21 protein-coding genes are annotated in these 21,756 nt (G+C 69.1%); 4 read left to right on the top strand and 17 right to left on the bottom strand.

The features are described 5' to 3' along the window. Window positions 1–130: 130 nt before the first annotated feature. Both glmS and ACWGKQ_RS28945 read right to left on the bottom strand, forming a co-directional pair. Window positions 131–1,948: a glutamine--fructose-6-phosphate transaminase (isomerizing) gene (glmS, locus tag ACWGKQ_RS28940; RefSeq protein ID WP_453294917.1), complete on the bottom strand. Its 1,818-nt coding sequence runs from the start codon at window positions 1,946–1,948 to the stop codon at window positions 131–133. Window positions 1,949–1,978: 30 nt separating this feature from the next. Further along, window positions 1,979–2,236 (bottom strand): hypothetical protein, encoded by a 258-nt coding sequence (locus ACWGKQ_RS28945; protein WP_453294918.1) that lies wholly within the window; start codon window positions 2,234–2,236, stop codon window positions 1,979–1,981. 165 nt (window positions 2,237–2,401) lie between these two features. On the opposite strand from ACWGKQ_RS28945, the gene ACWGKQ_RS28950 reads away from it, so the two are divergent. Beyond that, a complete protein-coding gene (locus ACWGKQ_RS28950; RefSeq protein WP_453294919.1) occupies window positions 2,402–3,967 on the top strand; it encodes a purple acid phosphatase family protein in 1,566 nt (521 codons plus the stop codon). Window positions 3,968–4,041: 74 nt separating this feature from the next. Here ACWGKQ_RS28950 and ACWGKQ_RS28955 read toward each other — a convergent pair whose 3' ends face one another. Then, a complete protein-coding gene (locus ACWGKQ_RS28955; RefSeq protein WP_453294920.1) occupies window positions 4,042–4,938 on the bottom strand; it encodes a DUF4429 domain-containing protein in 897 nt (298 codons plus the stop codon). An 83-nt stretch (window positions 4,939–5,021) separates the two neighbouring features. Between ACWGKQ_RS28955 and ACWGKQ_RS28960 the strand changes: the two genes are divergently transcribed. Continuing rightward, on the top strand, window positions 5,022–6,686 hold the full coding sequence (locus ACWGKQ_RS28960; protein WP_453294921.1) for a beta-N-acetylhexosaminidase: 1,665 nt from the start codon (window positions 5,022–5,024) through the stop codon (window positions 6,684–6,686). 70 nt (window positions 6,687–6,756) lie between these two features. Here the strand turns inward: ACWGKQ_RS28960 and ACWGKQ_RS28965 are convergent, their stop codons facing one another. The 9 genes from ACWGKQ_RS28965 to ACWGKQ_RS29005 all read right to left on the bottom strand — a co-directional run bounded on the left by ACWGKQ_RS28965 (window position 6,757) and on the right by ACWGKQ_RS29005 (window position 16,254). After that, window positions 6,757–8,526: an IucA/IucC family protein gene (locus tag ACWGKQ_RS28965; protein WP_453294922.1), complete on the bottom strand. Its 1,770-nt coding sequence runs from the start codon at window positions 8,524–8,526 to the stop codon at window positions 6,757–6,759. Further along, on the bottom strand, window positions 8,523–9,068 hold the full coding sequence (locus ACWGKQ_RS28970) for a GNAT family N-acetyltransferase (RefSeq protein ID WP_453294923.1): 546 nt from the start codon (window positions 9,066–9,068) through the stop codon (window positions 8,523–8,525). Before ACWGKQ_RS28970 ends, ACWGKQ_RS28965 begins: the two co-directional genes overlap by 4 nt. After that, on the bottom strand, window positions 9,065–10,366 hold the full coding sequence (locus ACWGKQ_RS28975) for a lysine N(6)-hydroxylase/L-ornithine N(5)-oxygenase family protein (RefSeq protein WP_453294924.1): 1,302 nt from the start codon (window positions 10,364–10,366) through the stop codon (window positions 9,065–9,067). Before ACWGKQ_RS28975 ends, ACWGKQ_RS28970 begins: the two co-directional genes overlap by 4 nt. Further along, window positions 10,350–11,792, bottom strand: coding sequence for a lysine decarboxylase DesA (desA, locus tag ACWGKQ_RS28980; RefSeq protein WP_453294925.1), 1,443 nt, complete (start codon window positions 11,790–11,792; stop codon window positions 10,350–10,352). Before desA ends, ACWGKQ_RS28975 begins: the two co-directional genes overlap by 17 nt. Window positions 11,793–11,919: 127 nt before the next feature. Further along, complete coding sequence (locus ACWGKQ_RS28985; protein WP_453294926.1) at window positions 11,920–12,792, bottom strand: siderophore-interacting protein; 873 nt, start codon at window positions 12,790–12,792, stop codon at window positions 11,920–11,922. A 46-nt stretch (window positions 12,793–12,838) separates the two neighbouring features. After that, window positions 12,839–13,885 (bottom strand): ABC transporter substrate-binding protein, encoded by a 1,047-nt coding sequence (locus ACWGKQ_RS28990; protein ID WP_453294927.1) that lies wholly within the window; start codon window positions 13,883–13,885, stop codon window positions 12,839–12,841. 132 nt (window positions 13,886–14,017) lie between these two features. Then, window positions 14,018–14,869 (bottom strand): putative RNA methyltransferase, encoded by an 852-nt coding sequence (locus ACWGKQ_RS28995; protein WP_453294928.1) that lies wholly within the window; start codon window positions 14,867–14,869, stop codon window positions 14,018–14,020. Window positions 14,870–15,058: 189 nt separating this feature from the next. Then, entirely contained in the window at window positions 15,059–15,742 is a 684-nt protein-coding gene (locus ACWGKQ_RS29000) for an alpha/beta fold hydrolase (RefSeq protein ID WP_453294929.1), read from the bottom strand. Between the two features lie 71 nt (window positions 15,743–15,813). Beyond that, the gene (locus tag ACWGKQ_RS29005; RefSeq protein WP_453294930.1) at window positions 15,814–16,254 is read right to left on the bottom strand and encodes a VOC family protein; all 441 of its coding nucleotides are present in this window, start codon (window positions 16,252–16,254) and stop codon (window positions 15,814–15,816) included. Window positions 16,255–16,460: 206 nt separating this feature from the next. Between ACWGKQ_RS29005 and ACWGKQ_RS29010 the strand changes: the two genes are divergently transcribed. Next, complete coding sequence (locus ACWGKQ_RS29010; RefSeq protein WP_453294931.1) at window positions 16,461–16,817, top strand: SCO4402 family protein; 357 nt, start codon at window positions 16,461–16,463, stop codon at window positions 16,815–16,817. 155 nt (window positions 16,818–16,972) lie between these two features. Continuing rightward, complete coding sequence (locus tag ACWGKQ_RS29015) at window positions 16,973–17,380, top strand: hypothetical protein (protein ID WP_453294932.1); 408 nt, start codon at window positions 16,973–16,975, stop codon at window positions 17,378–17,380. Window positions 17,381–18,099: 719 nt separating this feature from the next. Here ACWGKQ_RS29015 and ACWGKQ_RS29020 read toward each other — a convergent pair. The 5 genes from ACWGKQ_RS29020 to ACWGKQ_RS29040 all read right to left on the bottom strand — a co-directional run bounded on the left by ACWGKQ_RS29020 (window position 18,100) and on the right by ACWGKQ_RS29040 (window position 21,756). Next, window positions 18,100–18,444: a DUF6959 family protein gene (locus ACWGKQ_RS29020; RefSeq protein WP_453294933.1), complete on the bottom strand. Its 345-nt coding sequence runs from the start codon at window positions 18,442–18,444 to the stop codon at window positions 18,100–18,102. A gap of 224 nt (window positions 18,445–18,668) precedes the next feature. After that, on the bottom strand, window positions 18,669–19,466 hold the full coding sequence (locus ACWGKQ_RS29025) for a bestrophin-like domain (RefSeq protein ID WP_453294934.1): 798 nt from the start codon (window positions 19,464–19,466) through the stop codon (window positions 18,669–18,671). Between the two features lie 247 nt (window positions 19,467–19,713). Beyond that, window positions 19,714–19,866: a hypothetical protein gene (locus ACWGKQ_RS29030; RefSeq protein ID WP_453294935.1), complete on the bottom strand. Its 153-nt coding sequence runs from the start codon at window positions 19,864–19,866 to the stop codon at window positions 19,714–19,716. Window positions 19,867–19,891: 25 nt separating this feature from the next. Further along, window positions 19,892–20,494, bottom strand: a complete 603-nt coding sequence (locus ACWGKQ_RS29035; RefSeq protein ID WP_453294936.1) for a hypothetical protein — start codon at window positions 20,492–20,494, stop codon at window positions 19,892–19,894. 101 nt (window positions 20,495–20,595) lie between these two features. Next, window positions 20,596–21,756 carry an acyl-CoA dehydrogenase family protein gene (locus tag ACWGKQ_RS29040; protein WP_453294937.1) on the bottom strand — a complete coding sequence of 387 codons (1,161 nt, stop codon included), beginning with the start codon at window positions 21,754–21,756 and terminating at the stop codon, window positions 20,596–20,598.

A 21,756-nucleotide genomic window follows, 5' to 3' on the forward strand; every position in this document is an offset into this window, starting at 1 on the left:
GTGCGGGCCGGTGGGGGCTTGACGCGCAGTACCCCGCGCCCCCAAAAGAAAGGGCGCTGGAGCGAGCGCCCCTTTAGGGGCGCGGGGAACTGCGCGAGCAACCACCACGCACCCGCAGACTCGAACGGCGCTACTCCACCGTCACCGACTTGGCCAGGTTCCGCGGCTTGTCGATGTCGCGGCCCAGTGCCTTCGCCGTGTGGTATGCGAGGAGTTGGAGCGGGATGCCCATCAGGATCGGGTCCAGTTCGTCCTCGTTCTTGGGGACGACGATCGTGCGGTCCGCCTTCTCCTGGTGCTGGTGGGCCACCGCCAGGATCTTGCCGCTGCGGGCCTTGATCTCCTCCAGGGCCGCGCGGTTCTTCTCCAGGAGGTCGTCGTCGGGGACGATCGCCACCGTGGGGAGGGCCGGCTCGATCAACGCCAGCGGGCCGTGCTTCAGTTCGGACGCCGGGTAGGCCTCCGCGTGGATGTAGGAGACCTCCTTGAGCTTCAGGGACGCCTCGCGGGCCACCGGGTAGCCCCGGACGCGGCCGATGAAGAGCATCGAGCGGGCCTCGGCGTACTCCGCGGCCATCTTCTCGATCTCCGCCTCCTGGGCGAGGATCTCCGAGATCTGGGCCGGCAGCTTGCGCAGGCCGTCGATGATGCGCTTGCCGTCGCGGACCGACAGGTCGCGGATGCGGCCCAGGTGCAGGGCGAGCAGGGCGAAGGCCACCGTCGTGTTGGTGAAGCACTTCGTCGAGACCACGCAGACCTCCGGGCCCGCGTGCACGTACGTGCCGCCGTCCGCCTCCCGCGCGATCGCCGAGCCCACCACGTTCACCACGCCCAGCACCCGTGCGCCCTTGCGCTTCAGCTCCTGGACGGCGGCGAGCACGTCGTACGTCTCACCGGACTGGGAGACCGCGATGTACAGGGTGTCGGGGTCGACCACCGGGTTGCGGTAGCGGAACTCCGAGGCCGGCTCGGCGTCCGCGGGGATGCGGGCCAGCTCCTCGATCATCTGGGCGCCGATCATGCCCGCGTGGTACGACGTGCCGCAGCCGAGGATCTTCACCCGGCGCACGGCACGCGCGTCGCGGGCGTCCAGGTTGAGGCCGCCGAGGTGCACGGTGGAGAAGCGGTCGTCGATCCGGCCGCGCAGCACGCGGTCGACCGCGTCGGGCTGCTCGAAGATCTCCTTGTGCATGTAGGTGTCGTGGCCGCCCATGTCGTACGACTCGGCCTCCCACTCCACGGTGGTCGGCTCGGCCGTCGTGCGGGTGCCCTCGGTGGTGTAGGTGCGGAAGTCGTCGGCCTTGAGGGTGGCCATCTCGCCGTCGTCGAGGGTCACTATCTGCCGGGTGTGGGTGACCAGGGCCGCGATGTCCGAGGCGACGAACATCTCCTTGTCGCCGATGCCGAGGACGACCGGGGAGCCGTTGCGGGCGACGACGATCCGCTCAGGGAAGTCGGCGTGCATCACCGCGATGCCGTAGGTGCCCTCGATCATGCGCAGCGCCTGGCGGACCCTCTCCTCCAGGGTCTCCGCCTGGGAGCGGGCGATCAGGTGGGTGAGGACCTCGGTGTCGGTCTCGGAGAGGAACACCACGCCGTCCGCCTCCAGCTTGCGGCGCAGCTCGGAGGCGTTGTCGATGATGCCGTTGTGGACGACGGCGACCTTCTGGTCGGCCGACATGTGCGGGTGGGCGTTCAGGTCGGAGGGGGCGCCGTGGGTGGCCCAGCGGGTGTGGGCGATGCCGGTGGTGCCCTTGAAGCGCGCCGGTACCTTGGCCTCCAGGTCCCGGACCCGGCCCTTGGCCTTCACCATCTTCAGGCCGGCCGTCTTCGGGGCGGAGACGACGATGCCCGCCGAGTCGTAGCCGCGGTATTCCAGCCGCTGCAGACCTTCGAGGAGGAGGGGGGCGACGTCGCGCCTACCGATGTATCCGACAATTCCGCACATATATAGGTGTTCCGTATCCCTAAGTCGTAGTCACCCGTAGACCATGCGGCGCAGCTGCCGGAGGGTGAGCTCCGGCGGAGCGACCGCCCTGTACTTCAGATCCGCCGCGATCCGGTCGAAGATCTCCGCGTTGACCAGGCCTTCGGTCTGGAGCTCGCGGTGGCGGCGCCGGACGTAGTCCCCGGTCGTCTCGTCGAAGTAGGCGAGCACGTCCTGGATCACCCGCAGCGCCTCGCCCCTGCTCAGGGGCGTGGACCGGGTCAGATGATCAACGAGTTCGTCGTGCACCCGGTTGATCCTGGAGTACCGGCGTGAGTTTCGCAAGAATCCTGCCCGATTCCGGGCAGCAGACTGTTCAATCGCTTATGGGGCTCTGTTCGTAAGCTGTCCATCCTGTGTCTTGCGCCACGTCGCTTGTGGAGACGATTTTCAGACGCCATGGACATTCCTCGTATGGGCGTACCCGATGAGCTCGCCGAACGCATGAGCATGGCTGAGCAGCACGAGTACCTCCGCGCCAAGTTCTCCCGGCGCTCCATGATCAGAGGCGGCGCCGTCACCCTCGGCGCCGTCACGGGCGGCTCGTTCGTCCTGGGCGGCACCGCCCAGGCCGCCGTCCCCACCCAGTCCTCCGCTCCCGCCACCCAGTACGTCGACGGCGCGTTCGTCGCCCCGTTCGGCCGCCACCTGGCCTTCGGCAACGACGCCGCCACGGAGATGACGATCTCCTGGCAGGTCCCGGTCGCGGTGAAGAAGCCCTTCGTCCGCATCGGCACCCACGCCTCGCACCTCTCGGTCAAGATCGACGCCGAGATCCGCACCCTCTACACCCCGGCCGGCATCGGCGCCAGCGGCGACCACACCCAGTACTACGTGCACGCCAAGCTGGCCAACCTCAAGCCGGGCCGGACGTACTTCTACGGCGTCGGCCACCAGGGCTTCGACCCGGCCTCGCCGCAGTTCGCCAGCACCATCGGCACCTTCACCACCGCGCCCTCGCACAAGGAGCCGTTCACCTTCACGGCCTTCGGCGACCAGGGCGTCAGCTACCACGGCCTGGCCAACGACAGCCTGATCCTCGGCCAGAACCCCAGCTTCCACCTGCACGCCGGCGACATCGCCTACGCCGACCCGTCCGGCGCCGGCAAGACCGCCGACACCGGCTTCGACTCCCGCGTCTGGGACCAGTTCCTGGCCCAGACCGAGTCGGTCGCCAAGTCCGTGCCGTGGATGGTGTCGTACGGCAACCACGACATGGAGGCCTGGTACTCGCCCAACGGCTACGGCGGCGAGGAGGCCCGCTTCTCCCTGCCCGACAACGGGCCGGACAAGAAGAACCTGCCGGGCGTCTACTCCTTCGTCCACGGCAACACGGCGATCATCTCGCTCGACCCGAACGACGTCTCCTTCGAGATACCGGCCAACCTCGGCATCTCGGGCGGCACCCAGACCACGTGGTTCGAGGCGCAGCTGAAGAAGTTCCGCGCCTCGAAGGACATCGACTTCATCGTCGTGTTCTTCCACCACTGCGCCTACTGCACCTCCACGGCGCACGCCTCGGAGGGGGGCGTGCGACAGGAGTGGGTGCCGCTGTTCGAGAAGTACACGGTGGACCTGGTCATCAACGGCCACAACCACCAGTACGAGCGCACCGACGTCATCAAGGGCAACACGGTCGTCAAGAAGCTCCCGATCGGCGAGACGGCCTACTCCGAGACCGAGGGCGTCGTCTACGTCACCGCGGGCGCGGCCGGCCGCAGCCTGTACGCGTTCACCGCCCCGGACTCCTACGAGGGCCACCTGAACGAGGTCGACTCCGTCGCCTCCTTCATCAACACCAAGGACGGCAAGGTCAACGAGACCGTCGCCTGGTCCCGGGTGCGCTACCTCAACTACTCCTTCCTGCGCGTGGACGTCGAGCCCGCCCCGCGCGGCCAGTACGCCAAGCTGAAGGTGTCGGGCATCGCCGAGACCGGCGACCGCATCGACCACTTCACGGTGGCGCGCAAGGCCAAGTAAGGCCCGGCGACACCCGGTAAGTCCGTACGCCCCGAAGGCAGGGCGCACGGCGGCAACGCACCCGCAGGCGGTCCTCACAAGCGTTTGAGGACCGCCTGTTTGGCCATCGTGAACTCCTCGTCGGTGAGCACCCCCTCGCGGTGCAGCTCACCCAGCTCCCGCAGCCGGCGCAGCAGCGCGTCGTGATCGGCCCCCGTCGCTCCTGTCGTCTCCGTCGCCCGCGCCGTCTCCGTCGCCTCCGGCTTCCCGGGCGGCTCCGGTGCGTCGGCCGTCGACGGATGCGGCAGCCGCGCCTGTACCGCCGCCGCGACCAGTGCCATCAGCGGATCCCGCTTGAACCCCCACAACTCCACCGCGTGCGGGTCGTACTTGGCCCGTGTCCCGGCCGGTGCGCCGGTCACCCGGAACCGCAGATGGCCGTTCTCGAGACCGGCGGACGGCTGCCACTCCACGCCGAGGATGTCCGCCAGGGCGAGCGTGCGCGGACCCGCGGCGGCCTTGGTGTCCTCCGTCTTCCAGTTCCACTCCAGGCGCACCCGCTCCCCGTCGAACGACGCCGTGCCGTCCCCGGCGGACACCGACAGCGGCAGCGGCGGCCCCGGCAGCAGGTACGCGCCCACCGGCGTGCCCGGCACCTGCGCAAGGAGCAGCGCGTCGCGCACCTCGTCCGTGAAGTACTCGGCGACCCCGTACCGGTCCGACTCGACGGCCAGCCGATAGGGGTCGTGGGGTTCGGTCAGGCGGCCCCCGGTGGCGTGCAGCAGCGGATCGGCGCCGTCCCGCAGCCGCAGCCTCAGCCGCCCCTGCCTGCGGCCCTGCTCGAACGAGATCCCGGCCAACGCGTCCAGCGGGAGCGCCAGTTCACCCAGTGCCCGGCGCAGCACACTCACGTTCTTGTCCCGCCCGGGAGTCAGCCGCAGGGTGTCTCCGTCGAAGGCCCAGATGCCGTCCTTCTGGATGATTTCCGCCATGCGGGGATTGTTCCACCGCGAGTGCGGGAGAGTGGTCTCGACCAATCCTGGTCGGTCTCGACCCCCCACTGAAGGGAGCGCACGTGCGAACGCACCTCAGAACGACTCCCCGAACCCCCCGAGCCCCTCGAACTCCCCGGACTTCCCATACGCCTCGGACTTCCCGGCCGCGCCGTACGGCCCGCGTCCTCGGGTCCCTGCTGCTCGTCGCGGCGGGCGGCGCCTTCACGGCCGGCGCCACCCCGGCGGCGCCCGCGCCCGCGCCGACCCCGCTCGGCCGGGTGGTCCCGGCGCCCGCCTCGGTCACGCCCGGCGGAGCGCCGTACCGCATCACCCGCGACACCGCCGTCCGCGTCGACGGCTCCCCTCGGGCCCGCCGGGTCGCCGAGTACCTCGCGGACCTGCTGCGCCCGTCGACCGGCTACCGGCTGCCCCTGACCACCCACGGCACGGCGGGCATCCGGCTCGTCCTGTCCCACGGCCCGTTCGGCGCCGAGGGCTACCGTCTCGACAGCGGCCGCGACGGCGTCACCATCACCGCCGCCCAGCCCGCCGGCCTCTTCCACGGCGTCCAGACCCTGCGCCAGCTGCTCCCGGCGGCCGTCGAGAAGGACACCGTCCAGCCCGGACCCTGGCTGGTCGCCGGCGGCACCGTCAGCGACCGCCCGCGCTATGCCTACCGGGGCGCGATGCTCGACGTCTCCCGGCACTTCTTCACCGTGGCCCAGGTCGAGCGTTACATCGACCAGCTGGCCCTCTACAAGATCAACGAGCTGCATCTGCATCTGAGCGACGACCAGGGCTGGCGCCTCGCGATCGACTCCTGGCCGCGCCTGGCGGCCTACGGCGGCTCGACCCAGGTCGGCGGCGGCCGGGGCGGCTTCTACACCAAGGCCCAGTACGAGGAGATCGTCCGGTACGCCGCCTCCCGCTACCTCGAAGTCGTCCCCGAGATCGACATGCCGGGCCACACCGACGCGGCCCTCGCCTCCTACGCCGACCTCAACTGCGACGGCACCGCGCCGCCGCTGTACACGGGCACGGAGGTCGGCTTCAGCTCGCTGTGCGCCGGCAAGCAGGTGACGTACGACTTCGCCGCCGACGTCATCCGCGAACTGGCCGCCCTCACCCCCGGCCGCTACCTCCACATCGGCGGCGACGAGGCGCACTCCACCAGCCACGAGGACTACGTCACGTTCATGGACCGGGTGCAGCCGATCGTCGCGAAGTACGGCAAGACGGTGATCGGCTGGCACCAGCTGACCGGCGCCCACCCGGCCAAGGGGGCGATCGCCCAGTACTGGGGGCAGGAAGACACGAGCGCGGACGAGAAGGCCCAGGTGGTCGCGGCCGCTCGGAACGGCACCGGGCTGATCCTCTCGCCCGCCGACCGGGTGTACCTGGACATGAAGTACACCGAGGACACCCCGCTGGGCCAGGACTGGGCCGGACTGGTGGAGGTGAAGCGGTCGTACGACTGGGACCCGGGCGACTACCTCGCCGGCGCCCCGGGTTCGGCCGTCAAGGGCGTCGAGGCGCCGCTGTGGACCGAGACCATCGTGACGGACGCCGACATCGACTACATGGCCTTCCCGCGGCTGCCGGGAGTCGCGGAGCTCGGCTGGTCGCCGGCCGCCACCCACTCCTGGGACGCCTACAAGGTGCGGCTCGCCGCCCAGGCCCCGCGCTGGGACGCCCTCGGCATCGCCTACTACCGCTCGCCGCAGGTGCCCTGGCCCGCACCCTAGGGTGAAACCAGGGTGAAACGACCGACGGGCTCCCCCGAGGACCGTACTCGGGGGAGCCCGCCTGCCCGGATCAGAACCCCGCGACGGGATTTCTCAGGGTTCCGACCAGCTGGAGGGCGCCCGACGGGTCGGCCAGGTCCACCATCTGCCGGTTGTCGCGCAGCTGGAGCCGGTTGAGGCAGGACAGCGCGAACTCGGGCGCGAACATGTCGTACCGCGCGAACCTGTCGGCGAGTTCGGGCGCCGACTCCTGGTACTCACGGGTGATCTCGGCGACCGTCCGCCAGAAGTCGTCCTCCGTCAGGACCCCCTCGGTCGCGAGGTGCGCGGCGAGGAAGCGGAAGAAGCAGTCGAAGACGTCCGTGAAGATGGAAAGCAGCTTCTTGTCCTCGGGGACCTCGACGCGCAGCCGCTCGACCGTCGGCGGCAGCACCGCGTCCGGGTCCATGACCGCGATCTCCTCGGCGATGTCCTTGTACACCGCCCGCCGCACCACCCCGTCCTCCAGCACCAGGATGACGTTCTCGCCGTGCGGCATGAACACCAGGTCGTAGGCGTAGAAGCTGTGCAGGAGCGGCGTGAAGTAGGCCCGGAGGTAGGCGCGCAGCCACTCCTTGGCCGGCAGCCCGCTCTGCTCGATGAGCGCGGCCGCGAAGGAGGCGCCCTCGTGGTCCACGTGCAGCAGGGAGGCCATGGTCGCCAGGGACTCGCCCTCCCGCAGGGACGGGACCGGGCTCTCCCGCCACAGCGCGGCCAGCATCTTCCGGTACGGCGAGTAGCGGTCGGTCGCCTTCTCGTACTCCAGGTGCCGGTAGCCGACGGCCGCCCGCTCCCGGATGATCGACAGGCCGGTGGACTTGAGCACCGGGTCGTTGTCGATGAGCTGGGCCAGCCAGTCGTTGATGGCCGGGGTGGCCTCCATGTAGGCGGCGGAAAGCCCGCGCATGAAGCCCATGTTGAGGACCGAGAGCGCGGTCTTGACGTAGTGCTTCTGCGGATGCGAGCTGTTGAAGAAGGTCCGGATGGACTGCTGGGCCAGGTACTCGTCGTCGCCCTCGCCCAGGCAGACCAGGTACCCGCGGGCGACCTCGGCGGCGAAGGTGACGGTGAGTTTGTTCCACCACTGCCAGGGGTGGACCGGGATGAGGAGGTAGTCGGCGGGGTCCAGGCCCCGCTCGCGCAGCACGCCGTCGAACCGCTCGACGGTCGCCGCGCCCAGCTCGTCCCGTACGAAGGCCTCGTACTCGATCCCGACCCCCGCCGTGAACGCGGCCCGCGACCGGTGCGCCGCCAGCCACACCAGCCGGACCGGGCTCGCGGTCTCGGGGGCGTACGACAGGTACTCGTGGACGCCGAAGCCGAGCCGCCCGTTGTTCGCGACGAAGCAGGGGTGGCCCTCGGTCATCCCGGTCTCGATCGCCTGGAAGCCGGAGCGTGCCAGCTCGGCGACCGGGACCTGGGGCTTGGTGAGCTTGTAGCAGGTGCCGGAGAGCGTGGAGGAGATCTCCTCCAGGTAGACCGGCAGGACCTCCTCGCTGAGCCCCAGGGCGTCCTTCAGCTCGATGAAGAAGTCCAGGGCGGCGAGGGGGAGTTCGGCGCCGTCGCGGGTACGGGTGATCGAGTCGGCGTCCACCTGCCAGTGGTCGAGGGCGCGGCGGACGGCGGTGAAGCGGTAGCGGGTGAGCCCGTCGTCGCTGCGGACGACGTACGACGGCCCGTCCGCCTCCGGGGTGATCAGGCGCTCGTGGGCGAACTCTGCGAGCGCCTTGCGTATCAGGAGCCGGTTGGCCTTCTCCCAGCGTTCGGGGGAGAGGTGGGCCACGGCGTCGGCGAGGGTCATACGGCGGCCACCGCCCTCTCGAACCGCTCCCGGGTGCAGTAGCTCAGCAACGCCTTCTTCTCCGGCTTCTGGATCTCCCGTACGGGCACGAACCCGACGGCCTCGTTCAGTGCGTGTACGGCCGTGTTGTGCACGTCCGGCTCGACGACGATCCGGCGGGCCGCCGGGTCCTCGAAGAGGCGGGCCACCACGGCCGTGATGACGGCCTTCGTGAAGCCGTGCACGGGCGTGTCGGTGGCGGGGGTGAGGAAGTGCATCCCGACGTCACCGGGTTCGGGCTCGTAGAGCCCGACCAGCTCGCGGTGGGCCGGGTCGTAGTACTCCATGAGGAAGGCCGGCTCACCGTCCTCGCCGATGCCCAGCAGGGCGTGGTGGTGCTCGTCGGCCGCGATCTCCAGGTACGCCCGCTCGACGTCCGCCGGCCGGGCGTCCTGCATCATCCAGTAGGCCGCCTTGGGGTGGGTGACCCAGTGGTGCAGCAGCTCGGCGTCCTGGAGGGGGTCGAGGGGCCGGAACGTGAAGGTCGTCGTCATCGTGCTCATACGGCGAACTCCTGGAAGGCGATCGTCTTCTCCACCGGGTAGTACTCCGAGCCGAGCAGCTCGCGGATGATGTACGCGTTCCGGTAGGGGCCCATGCCCAGGTCGGGGCTGGTGATGCTGTGGGTGTGGACGCCGGCGTTCTGGAGGAAGACGCCCCGGCCGGTGACGTCGATCGCGTAGTTGCGGGCCACGTCGAAGTTGCCGTGCGTGTCGTAGCGCAGCCGGTCCCGGACGGGCTTCAGGAACTCGGGCTCGGCGTACTTGTAGCCGGTGGCCAGGACCAGGCCCTGGGTCTCGATCTCGTAGTCCTTGTCCTGCTCCTCCTGGCGGAGGGAGAGGGTGTAGGTGCCGTTGTCGTAAGCGGCCGCGTTCAGGGACGAGTTGGTCAGCAGTCTGGTCGGCACCGGGCCGCCGAGGTTCTTCTGGTAGAGCAGGTCGAAGATCTCGTTGATCAGGTCGCCGTCGATGCCCTTGAAGAGGCCCTTCTGCTCGGCGGTGAGCCGGTAGCGGGTCGCCTCGGGCAGGGCGTGGTAGTAGTCGATGTACTCGGGGCTGGTCATCTCCAGCGTGAGCTTGGTGTATTCGAGCGGGAAGAAGCGCGGGGAGCGGGTCACCCAGTTCAGCCGGTAGCCGTGGACGTCGATCTCGCCGAGCAGGTCGTAGTAGATCTCGGCGGCGGACTGGCCGCTGCCGACCAGCGTGATCGACTCCTTGGACTGGAGCTCCTGCTTGTGCCGCAGGTAGCGCGAGTTGTGGATGAAGTCGCCGCCCAGGCCCTGGCAGGCCTCGGGGATGTGGGGCGGGGTGCCGGTGCCGAGGACCAGGCGACGGGCGCGGTACGTCTGGCACGTCTCGCCCGTCCCACCGGCGGCCGTCGTGACGACGTAGACCTCGTCCGTGTCGTCGTACCGGACCTCCGTCACCGTCGTGTCGAAGCGGACGTTGGTCAGCCGGTTCGCCGCCCAGCGGCAGTAGTCGTCGTACTCCACCCGCAGGGGATAGAAGTTCTCCCGGATGTAGAACGGGTACAGCCGGCCCTTCTCCTTCAGGTAGTTGAGGAAGGAGTACGGCGAGGTGGGGTCGGCGAGGGTGACCAGGTCCGACATGAACGGGGTCTGGAGGTGGGCACCGTCCAGGAACATGCCGGCGTGCCACTCGAAGTCGGGCTTCGAGTCCAGGAAGACGCCGTCCAGTTCGGCGATCGGCTCGGTCAGGCAGGCGAGGCCGAGGTTGAACGGGCCGAGCCCGATCCCCACGAAGTCGTAGGTCTTGCTCGGGGCTTCAGGACGCGCGGTCAAGGGACTCTCCCAGGTACTGCTCGGCGTGGCCGGCGATCAGGTCGAGGACGGCGGCGATGTCGGCCGTCGTGGTCTCGGGGTTGAGCAGGGTGAACTTGAGGTAGTGGCGGCCGCCGACCTTGGTGCCCGCGACCACGGCGTCGCCGGAGGCGAACAGGGCCTTGCGGGCGTACAGGTTGGCCCGGTCGATCTCGGCCGGGTCGGTGACGGCCGCCGGGATGTAGCGGAAGACGAGGGTGGACAGGGACGGCTCGACGACGACGTCGTAGCGCGGGTCGGCCGCCAGGAGCCGCCAGCCCTCCGCCGCCAGCTCGCAGACCTGGTCGAAGAGTTCGCCGATGCCGTCGGCGCCCATGGTGCGCAGGGTCATCCACAGCTTGAGGGCGTCGAAGCGGCGGGTGGTCTGGAGGGACTTGTCGACCTGGTTGGGGATGCGTTCGGTGACCATGCGGCGGGGGTTGAGGTAGTCCGCGTGATATGTGACATGGCACAGGGTCGAGGCGTCCCGGACCAGCACCGCGGAGGAACTCACCGGCTGGAAGAAGGACTTGTGGTAGTCGACGGTGACCGAGTCGGCGCGCTCGATGCCGGCGATCCGGTCCCGGTGCTTCAGGGAGGCGAGCAGCCCGCAGCCGTAGGCCGCGTCGACGTGCATCCAGACGCCGTACTGCTCGCACAGCTCGGCGATCTCCGGCAGCGGGTCGATGGAGCCGAAGTCGGTGGTGCCGGCGGTGGCGACGACGGCCATGGGCACAAAACCGTCCTGCTTGCAGCGCTCCAGCTCGCGGGCGAGGGCCACGGTCTGCATCCGCTTGTCGGCGCCGACGGGGACGGAGACCACCGCGTCCTGGCCGAGGCCGAGCAGTTTCGCCGACTTCTTCACGCTGAAGTGGCTGACCTCGGAGGCGAAGATCCGCAGTTCGGCGAGGCTGTCGCTCTTCGCTTCCTCCCGCGCCAGCAGCAGCGCCTGGAGGTTGGACTGGGTGCCGCCGGAGGTGAACACGCCGTCGGCGGCCTCGCCGAAGCCGATCCGCTCGGCGGTCCAGTCGATCAGTTTCCGCTCGATGAGGGTGCCGCCGGCCGACTGGTCCCAGGTGTCCAGGGAGGAGTTGACGGCGGAGAGCACCGCCTCGCCGAGCACCGCCGGGATGACCACCGGGCAGTTGAGGTGGGCGAGGTAGCGGGGGTGGTGGAAGTAGACGGCGTCTCGGAGGTAGACGTCCTCCAGCTCGTCCAGGACCGCGGTGGTGTCGTGCAGCGGCCGGTCGAGGTCGATGCCGTCGATGAGGGGGGACAGGGCGTCGACGGTGACACCCGTGAACGGACGGTCGGTGGTGGCGAGTTTGGCCGCCACCCGCTCTACTCCTTCGGTCACGGAGCGGCGGTAGTGCTCCGCGGTGAGGTCATTGAGCAGGTGCGAGCGCATGAGGGGGTCCTCCGGGACGATCCGTGCGGGGGAGGGGAGTGATCGGCTCCACTTAGGTTAGCCTAACCTAAGTAACGCGAGTGAAACGCTGCCCCTCCCGTGACAGCCGTCACGTCGGCGGCCGTAACTACTCGCCTGTCGCCCGGAGCTGCTCCTCCGTCAGACCCCGCCGCCAGTACCCGACGAAGGTGACCCGGCGCCGGTCGATCCCGCGCTCGCCGACGAGATGCCGGCGCAGCTCCTTCACCCGCCCCGACTCCCCGGCGATCCAGACGTACGGATGTGCGTGGGAGGGGAGTTGAGCGGCGCGGATCTCCTGCGTGGCATCGCGGCCGCCCACCAGCCAGGTGATCTCCGCCTCCGCCTCGGTGGCCACGTCCTGGACGTCCCCGGCGCACGGCACCTCCAGCCAGGCGCGCACGCGCGCGCCGGCGGGAAGGGATTCGAGGATGGCGGTCGCGGCGGGTACGGCGGTCTCGTCACCCCACACCAGCACCAGATCGGTGTCCTCGGGCGGCCGGAACCGGATCGCCCGGTTGTCGGCGATCGCGGGTCCGAGCAGGATCACCCGGTCACCGGCGGCGGCCCGGGAGGCCCACCGGGAGGCGGGCCCGGCCGCGACGGCCGCGCCCGGCTCGACTCCGTGCAGCACGAAGTCGATGTCGATCTCGTCCGGGTCCCGGCGCAGCGCCCGCAGCGTGTACGACCGCATCACGGCCCGTACGCCGTCCGGGAGTTCACGCCAGCCCTGCCACCACCCTCCCCCACTCTCGGCTTCGCTCGAGCGGGGGGACCCCCATCCCAGCTCGACGGGTACGACGGGCTCGGTGTGCCCCTCGGCCGGGATGAACAGGGAGAGGGACTGGTCGCGTCCATGGGAGTGGAAGTGCGTCAGGTCGGCGCCGGCGAAGGTGACCCGGACCAGAGACGGACCGAGCCGCCTCGTCCGTACGACCTGGAGGGAGAAGAAACGGAACGGGGCGGCTACGGCCGTCGTCATATGAGCTCCTGAGACTCAGGAAGTTGTACGGGTTGCCTGGGTGGGGTCAGCTGACCTTCTTCGCCGTCTCCAGCGCCTTGGCGAGGTTCTCCACCATCGCGACGCACTTGTCGTAGGAGAAGATCGGCTCGGGGGAGCGGGCGATGACCTGGCCGGCCTTGACCGCGGGGAGCTTCTTCCAGGTGGCCTGGGTGATGTCGGCGGGCTGGATGGTCGCCGTACGGTCGTCCATCATGATGATGTCGGCCTGGTACTTGTCGACGTTCTCCCAGCTCAGCGACTCGTACCAGCCGCCGCTCGCCTTCAGTACGGACGCCGACGGCTCGACGAAGTTCACGCCGAGGGCCTTGAAGTACTCCAGGTCCACCGAGAGGTTGGTGCCGGAGACGTAGAACAGGTCCTGGGCGGCGGAACCGGCCAGCACCTTGATGTCGGGGTGCGCCTTGGCGGCGGCGCGCAGCCGGGAGGACGCCTCCTCGAACCGCTTCTTCGCGTCGGTCACCTTGCTCGCCGTCAGGTCCGCGCCGAGCGACTCGGCGAGCGCCCAGATGCGCTGGAGCGGGACGGTCAGCTGACGGTCGTAGGCCGAGATGCCGACGCTCGGGGCGAGCTTGGCGATCTTGTCCTTTGACTCGTCCGGGACGTACCAGAGGGTGCCGGCGGCGTCGAACATCGTGGTGATGAGGACGTCCGGGGCGAGCGCCGCGTACTTCTCGACATTGAACTGCCCCCACTCGTTGCCGAGGACGGTCAGCTTGCTCACGTCCATGTCGCCGGCCTGGACATCGGCCTTGCCGGCCTTGGTCGTGGTCGGCCCGAAGACGCCCTTCACGCCGATGCCGTAGTCGTACAGCGCGGCGGCGACCCCGACGAACGCGACGATGTTTGCCGGGGCCTTGTCCAGCTTCACCGTGGTCCCGCGGTCGTCCTTGAAGGTCCAGGGACCGGACTCGGCGGCCGTCGTCTCCTTGCCGGAGGAGCCGCTTTTCGCGTCGCCGTCACCGCAGGCCGCGAGCGCGGCGCCGAGACCGAGGGCGCCGCCGGCAGCGAGGATGCCACGGCGAGTGAGGTGGGCTGCTCTGACGTTGGACATAGGTGTGGCTGCTTTCGGACGTGCGGAAACACCGCCGGACGGGATGGAGATTAGGTTAGCCTAACCTCAGATCTTGTCCAGATCCGGGCCTCTGTCGCGTCCCTGCCGCGTCCCTGTCGAGCCCCGTCGCGGTCACCGGGGCCGGTAGGCGGTGGCCAGCACGGAGACGGTGATCCGGCCGGGCAGGATGCCGTCATCGCTCAGGTCCGCATGACTCAAGTGCCGTGCGCTCGGGGTCATTTCCAGCAGGTCCAGGGCCTCCTTCGGGGTCAGGAGCGCGCGGTACTCCACGCGTTCGGTGCCGGCGACGGCGAAGAAGGGATCCAGCGCCCGGTGCAGGCGCTGTTCCTTGGCCGGGTCGATCGTCACCATCGCGGGCAGCCGGTCGCGCAGTTCGGCCAGGTGCCGCCCGGTGGGGCGGACCACGATCAGCCGGCCGGTCGGGCGGAGCACCCGGTGGAACTCGGCCGGGTTGCGCGGCGCGAACACGTCCAGGACGACATCGGCGACCCCGGTGGCCAGCGGAAAGGGCCGGAAGACGTCCCAGGCCGCGGCGGCGGCGCGGTCATGGGCCCGGGCCGCCGAGCGCAGCGCCCGCACCGACGTGTCCAGACCGAGGCCCCGGGCGCCGGGCAACTGGTCGAGCACACCGGCCAGGTAGTAGCCGGTGCCGCAGCCCACGTCCACAACCGTGGCCTGCTCGCGCAGGGCTCCGGCCACCAGACGGGCCACGACCCCGCGGATGGGCGCGTAGCCGCCGGTGGCCAGGAACCGTTCCCGGGCCTGGACCATGGCCGCCTCGTCGCCGCTGGTGGCACGGGTGCCGGTCAGCAGGCCGACGTAGCCGTGGCGGCCGATGTCGAAACTGTGCCCCGCGGGGCAGCGAAGTGCGTTGCGGCCGGGGTGCAGGCGGCGCGTGCGGCACGTGGGGCAGCGCAGCAGATCGAGGGAGAGTTCGAGGGCAGGGGGAAGCGGAACGGGCACGAGGCACTCCTGGCAGCGAGGGAAGGAGAAGGGCAGTGCCTGCGTGAACGTGGCTCACACCGCAGGCACACCAAGGAGGGCGACGCCGACCGGCCTCGCCCTCAACGCCTTCCGGTCACAGGAAGCAGCAGTGCGGGGTGCTCATGAATGCCACGCGGTGAGTCTACGAGCCGCGACGGGACGCTGCCCTCAACGCGTCTGCTGCTCGGGGGCGAGGAATCCCCGGACGATGGCGTTGAACGCGTGCGGCGCCGTCATGGGCATGAGATGACCGGTATGCGGAACCACGAGCAGCTGGGCTCCCGGGACGGCCGCCGCGGACCGTCGGGCGTCCGCCAGAACGGCACGATCCCGTTTCCCGCACAGCACAAGCGTGGGCGCGGCGATCTGCGGAAGCGCACCGGAGACATCGCTGGTCTCCAGAGCGTCCAGCAGGTCGATCCACCCGGCACGGTCGGGGAGGTCGGAGATCGCGCGCACCAGCCGGCCGGGGCGGTGCCGTTCGATCCGGAGCCGCCGTGCTGACGTCCTGCCAGGTGCGATCTCGGGTCCACCGGACAGAACCAACCGGGCAACGAGGTCCGGGCTCTCAGCCGCGACCCGTGCCGCCACGATCGCCCCGAGAGAATGGCCGCACAGGTGAACCCGCTCCAGCTCCCGGGCGACCTCGGTCACGGACTCCACGGCCGCCGCGAGGCTGAACCGGCCGGGCCTGCCGCCGAACCCCGGCAGATCAGGGGCCACCACGTGAAAGTCGTCGGACAACGCCCTCAGTTGACGTCGCCACATCCGCGCACCTTGCCCGGCGCCGTGCACCAGGACCAGCGCCGGACGACCAACCTCGCCGTCTTCCAGAGCATGCCTCCTCATCATCCCAAGATGGCAGCTCCACAGCGGATCGGCAGCCACCCGGCGCTGTACCCGACGTTCGTATCGTCGCTTCCTCAGCGCAGTTGCTCGGCCAGTCCGACGATGATGCCCTCGGGGCCGCGGAGGTAGCAGAGCAGATAGCTGTCCTCGAACCGGGCGATCTCGCCGACGAGTTCGGCGCCGTGAGGGCGCAGGCGGGCAACGGTGTCCTCGATGTCGTCCACGGCGAACATGACGCGGTGCGTGCCCAGGATGTTGTGCGGCCGGTTGCGCGGCCCGGCGTCGATCACCGCGGGGCTGCGGTACTTCGCCAGCTCGATCCGGCTGTGTCCGTCCGGGGTCCGGACCATCGCGATGTCACAGCGGACGCCGTCGAGTCCGGTGCACCGGTCGGCGAAGAGGCCCTCGACCTCCGCCCTGCCCTCCAGCTCCATACCGAGTTCCACGAAGAACGCGATGGCGGCGTCCATGTCCTCGACGACGATGCCGACGTTGTCCATCCGCTGAATCGCCATGCTGGTCTCTCCTTCTTCCCCGCGCGGCCGGTGGTGGCCGCTGATGTTCCTGGGACGGAGCCGGTGGCACGTTCTCGACATCAAACAGCGATCCGTGAACCCGACCTCCAGGGCTCATGACGATCACCTGCCACACGGCTTGCCCACTCGTCCATACGACTAAGAGTGTTGGGGTGTGCGGGTTCGGGGTCGCTACGCTCGGACTCGTGAGCGATGCCGCCCGACTCATAGCGAACCACCGAGTCCACGCCGTACCCGTTGTGTTGGCTCTGGCCAATCCACCATGGCAGCGGGATGTGTGGCTCGACCCGTCGGCGTTCGAAGACCTGGCCCATGTCTTCCACACACTCTTCGACGACTTCTGCGACGCCGACGAGCCAGAGCGGTACCTCGGCGTCAGCCTACGAAGTGACGAAGAGGTCGTCCTGATGAGAGAACTCGGTGCCGCGCTCAACGCCGCGGCGGCCGAGGCGCCCCACGACACCGACGCGGAGTCGGTCGGTTCGGCAACCTCCCGTAAATGCCCTTGGCTTCCCAAGCTGCAGGCTCTCGGCAACGGGTGAAATTCAGTCGTTACCGACCACTTCGACGTTGCTGCGGTCGCCACCGCGTGACTCTGCGACGACAGCGCTCCCTCGGCAAAGTTCACGCCGGGGAATACTGCTGTGAGCCCTGCCGGAGTCGACTATTCCCCTGAAGCCGCGGGCAGACCTGCCGCATGTCGACGCCAGAGAACGACGAACAGCGGCGAGACGCAGACGCCCGTCTGTGGGAGCACCACCTCCACACCGACACCATGCTCTTCCAGCGCGGCAACCTGTTCCTGGTCGCGCAATCTCTGCTGGCGGTGGCCTACAGCAGCACTGCCGCATCGGGCACCACGCACGCGGCAGCACGTGTCTTGGCCAGCTTCGGGCTCGCTCTCACCGTCATCTGGGCATACGTGGGACACCGATATCACCGCTACAACCGGGCCATCCAACGACGTACTGCCGAGCGTCTGACGGACTACGCGGAAACCTACACAGTTAGCCGCATCTCTGGTCCCAGCGCGATGCCGCTGATCGCATATGCGCTTCCGGTTCTCGCCGCGGTCATGTGGATCGTTCTGCTCATCGTCACGTAGTCGGCGCTGCTGCTCCGCTGCTGCAGGGCCCCGCGAGATTCTCCGCCACCATCCGCCACGATGACGTCCTCCCGTCGGGGATCGTCCCGCTGATGGACCGGGGACGCGCGATGTGGGCGCTGATCGACTTCCGGACGACCGACGGCCAGACGTGGGACTGGGACCCCACCTGTGCTGTATCCGGCATGCCCCTGCGCTCTGCGCCGATCGGGCAATCATTCGCGCAGTGACTCACCGACTGGTTGCGCGGAGAGGCGCACGAGGGCCCCTACCGGAATCGCGTATCGGCCGGCTCTGACTGTCGCCACCCGTGAGGTCGAAGGGGCCTCGTCTCGGTTTCCGTCTCAGTCATAGGAGTTCACGGCCGTTCAGACGAGATCACGGGCCCGGTGGGAAACGGATCCAGGCCATTTGTGAACGCAGGTGAACGACCATGTTCACGGCCTCAGGAAGCACCACCACAATTGGAAAGCGTGTTGGTCACCACTGACGCTGGGACCGGCAGTACCACCAGACCTCTACGGCGATGCCGACGGACCAGCGGCGTCAGGCAGGAACGCGGAAGCCGCACCACCAGCGCACCGGATAGAGCGGGGAACAGCGGGGAATCACGGTGAAGGCAACTGAGCCGGGCGAGGCCCCGACCCAGCCATTGGCCCAGGTCAGCGCCCAGACCTGCTCCAAATGGTCGCAGCTTCCCAAGCTGATGGCCCGACAGCTCAGTACGGCCGCGGAATATCGTGCTCGGCCAACGCAGCCTCGTACCGTGTGAGCAGAGCATCCAGGTTCGTAAGAAGCAGGTCTGCGGACTCCCGCGCTTCATCCAGGTTGCCCCGTTCGCACGCGTCCGCCACCTCGGCCGCGTCGCTGCGGAGGATGCGAAGGGAGTCGCCCTGTACCAAGACCCCGGGGAACCGTCTGCCGGGCAGGCGCACCACGGCGTTGTTGCCGCCGTCCGTGAACAGTTCGGCCTCAATACGCTCCATCGGGTCATCCAACCTGACATCACCATCTGACATCAACGACAGCGAACGCAGGCGGCCTTGAGCAATCATGCGCGCCATGGCGGTGGGAGCGCGAGGGCCGTATGGCAGCCACCCGATCGAACTCCTGATGCGGTGCTCACGCGTGAGTGCTCTCCCGGGCCCTCCTGGCGTGAAAGGGCTCGATGGTGACCGATGTCGACAGCTGTCGACAGCTCGACAGCAGGCCAGGGCGTTGATCGGTTAGGTGGCCGCAGGTCACGGTAGCCGGTGATCAGTTGGCGGCGCGCTGATCGCGCCGCCGCCTACGGCCTGCCGTCGAAGAAGCCGGATTTCAGGTCTCCGATGACGGCGTCGAGCGGATGTCCACTGACGATGAACGGCCCGCTCCAGGGTGCGCTGAGTGCGAAGAGCAGCGCCAGGCTCAGGCCGACCACACTCGCAACCCCTACGATGAGCAGCGACGTTCGCAGACTGCTGCGGAAGACCAGTGCGCCGGAGTTCACGATCAAGGCCAGTCCGCTGACCACAAGCGTGACGACGTAGAGCGCGGGAACGTCGCGTGAGGCAGCCGCAACGCGGGCGCGACGACTACTGGTGACAGCGTCCAGGGAGGCCACCAGCTCCGTGCCTGTCGGGGTTCCCACATCGGGCCGGGCCGCCTCGGCGCGCACACCGCGCTCCAACCGGGCGATCGCACGAGCGGTGGCCGGGTCGTCACCGGACGCCGCTGCTGTACCTTCCCACTCCCTGGCACGCGTGGTCTGCAAGTAGTCCAGCAGTGCCGCATGGATCGGCTCCGACTGGACTTGCGGACTTGTCGCCGCCCATGCGAGGCGGGAGGACGCTGCCGCCTCATCGCTGACCAACCCCTCGGCTGCCCGCAGGTAGCCGGCCTCGCTGGCCAGTGAGAGTGCCGCAAAGATCGCGAAGGCAGCGCCGAGTGTCGGCATCAGGGGCGTCGCGATCTGCGGCACCCGATCCCGTTCATCGACCGGTACGAGCGCCCGGACGCCGACCCGCGCCACTGCCGCAACCAGCAAGGCAAGCAGGAGTCCGCCCACAACCAGCACCGCCGCCGGCAGCGAGGTCAACCAGTTCACCACATCACCTACAGCGCGTTCCCGCGAGCGCCCCACGACGGCGGCACATCGGGCCCGAGACGTGAAGCTCCTCGTCGATCACTTCCAATGAACGCTCCATGATCACAGGTCGAGGACCTTTGACCCTCGCGACGCCCGGCACGGCCTCTCTTTTCGTTTGCCAAACAGCCGAACAAGGCCCAGCACGAGGCCGTCTCCACAGACCTACGGATCAGAAGGAGATCGGCCCAGGGCGCGTGACAGCAGGTCAACTGCCTTCGCGGTAGTGGGTGAAGAGAGCCTGCTGCTCGTCGTGCCGGCTCCATTCGTCCGAACGGGAGAAGGGGAGGCCGCGGACAAGGTCGGAGAACTGTTCCGATGGCTCGCGGCCGGCCTTGTTCACCACGATTGCCGAAAGCATCGGCGCTCGTCCGTTCTCGTTGTCGTCAGAGGAGGTCCCGCCAGAAGGGAGCCGTTGCCCGCGGGCTCCAGCTCTCGTCGACGTCACCCCGTGCCTCGTCGAACTCCCGGTGGATGTAGTCGACCAGGTCCAGCCCGTAGTAGATGACGTCGGTCTGCCACATCGAGAGCACCGGATGCCCGAAGCTTCCCCGGCCGGCGGGCAGGTACCGGTGGGCGTACACGGGCACCAGTACCGGCACCGCGAGCAGATGATGCCGCGCCGCGTCCAGTGCCGCCGCGCCGTCAGCCGGACGTTCGCCCCAGCCCTCGTACCAGAACGCGTTGTGCTCGACATCGAGCAGAACACCCTCCACCGGCCAGTCGAGCTGTCGGCGCACGCTGTCCAGATCGCCGCCGCGCCATTCCGGCCAGGGCCTGGACCAGGTCTGCCCGTCCTCGGGAGGGACGTTGACCGGAAGACCGGCGGCGAGGAACGCCCGGTGGTCGTCGGCGAACTCGAAGCCGTAGTCGCGTTCGATGCGCTCGAACTCGGCGTCCGTCAGCCCCGGTTCGACCTCGTAGAGGCCGGTCTCCGCCAGGCGGCGTGCGGCCTGTGCACCCAGACGTGTTCCCTCACCGCTGATCACCGCCGCACGCTAGCGCCGACCGAAGCCCGCGGTCATCCGAGTTTCCGGTATCCCTCTCGTGCCCGGGCGCGTTCGCGGGGTGCGGGACCCGGGCGATCGGCTCAGCTCACCAGACCCAGCTCCCGTGCGATCAGCATCCGCTGCACCTCGCTCGTGCCCTCCCCGATCTCCAGGATCTTGGAGTCGCGCCACATGCGGGCCACCGGGTACTCGTTCATGAAGCCGTAGCCGCCGTGGACCTGGGTCGCGTCGCGGGCGTTGTCCACGGCGATGGTGGAGGAGTACAGCTTGGCGAGGGCCGCCTCCTTCTTGAAGGGTTCGCCGGCCACCAGGCGGGAGGCCGCGTCGCGCCAGGCGAGGCGGGCCGTGTGGGCCTTCATCTCCATGTCGGCGATCTTGAACTGGATGGCCTGGTTGGCGCCGATGGGGCGGCCGAAGGCGTGGCGCTCCTTGGCGTACTTGACGGACTCGTCGACGCAGCCCTGGGCGAGGCCCGTGGCCAGGGCGGCGATGGCGATACGGCCCTCGTCCAGGATGCGCAGGAACTGGGCGTAGCCGCGGCCCTCCTCGCCCAGCAGGTTGGCGGCGGGGACCCGGACGTCGGCGAAGGACAGCTCGCGGGTGTCGGAGGCGTTCCAGCCGACCTTGGAGTAGGGGGCGGCGACCGTGAAGCCGGGGGTGCCGGACGGGACGATGATCGAGGAGATCTGCGGCTTGCCGTCGGGCTTGCGGCCGGTTACCGCGGTGACGGTGACCAACCCGGTGATGTCCGTGCCCGAGTTGGTGATGAAGCACTTGCTGCCGTTGATCACCCACTCGTCGGTGGCGGGGTCGAGGCGGGCCGTGGTGCGGGTGGCGCCGGCGTCGCTGCCGCCGTCCGGCTCGGTGAGGCCGAAGGCGCCCAGGAGCTCGCCGGAGCACAGGCGCGGCAGCCATTCGCGCTTCTGGTCCTCCGTGCCGAAGAGGTGGATCGGCATGGCTCCGAGGGAGACCCCGGCTTCGAGCGTGATCGCCACCGACGAGTCGACGCGGGCCAGCTCCTCCAGGGCGAGGCCGAGCGCCAGGTAGTCGCCGCCCATGCCGCCGTACTCCTCGGGGAACGGCAGGCCGAACAGGCCCATGCGGCCCATCTCGCGGACGATCTCGTACGGGAACTCGTGCCGCTCGTAGAAGTCGCCGATCTTCGGCGCCACGACGTCGTGCGCGAACTCCTCCACCGTACGGCGGAGTTCTTCCAGTTCGGGGGAGAGGCGGTGGTCCAT

The organism is Streptomyces sp. NPDC054770, from assembly GCF_053611985.1.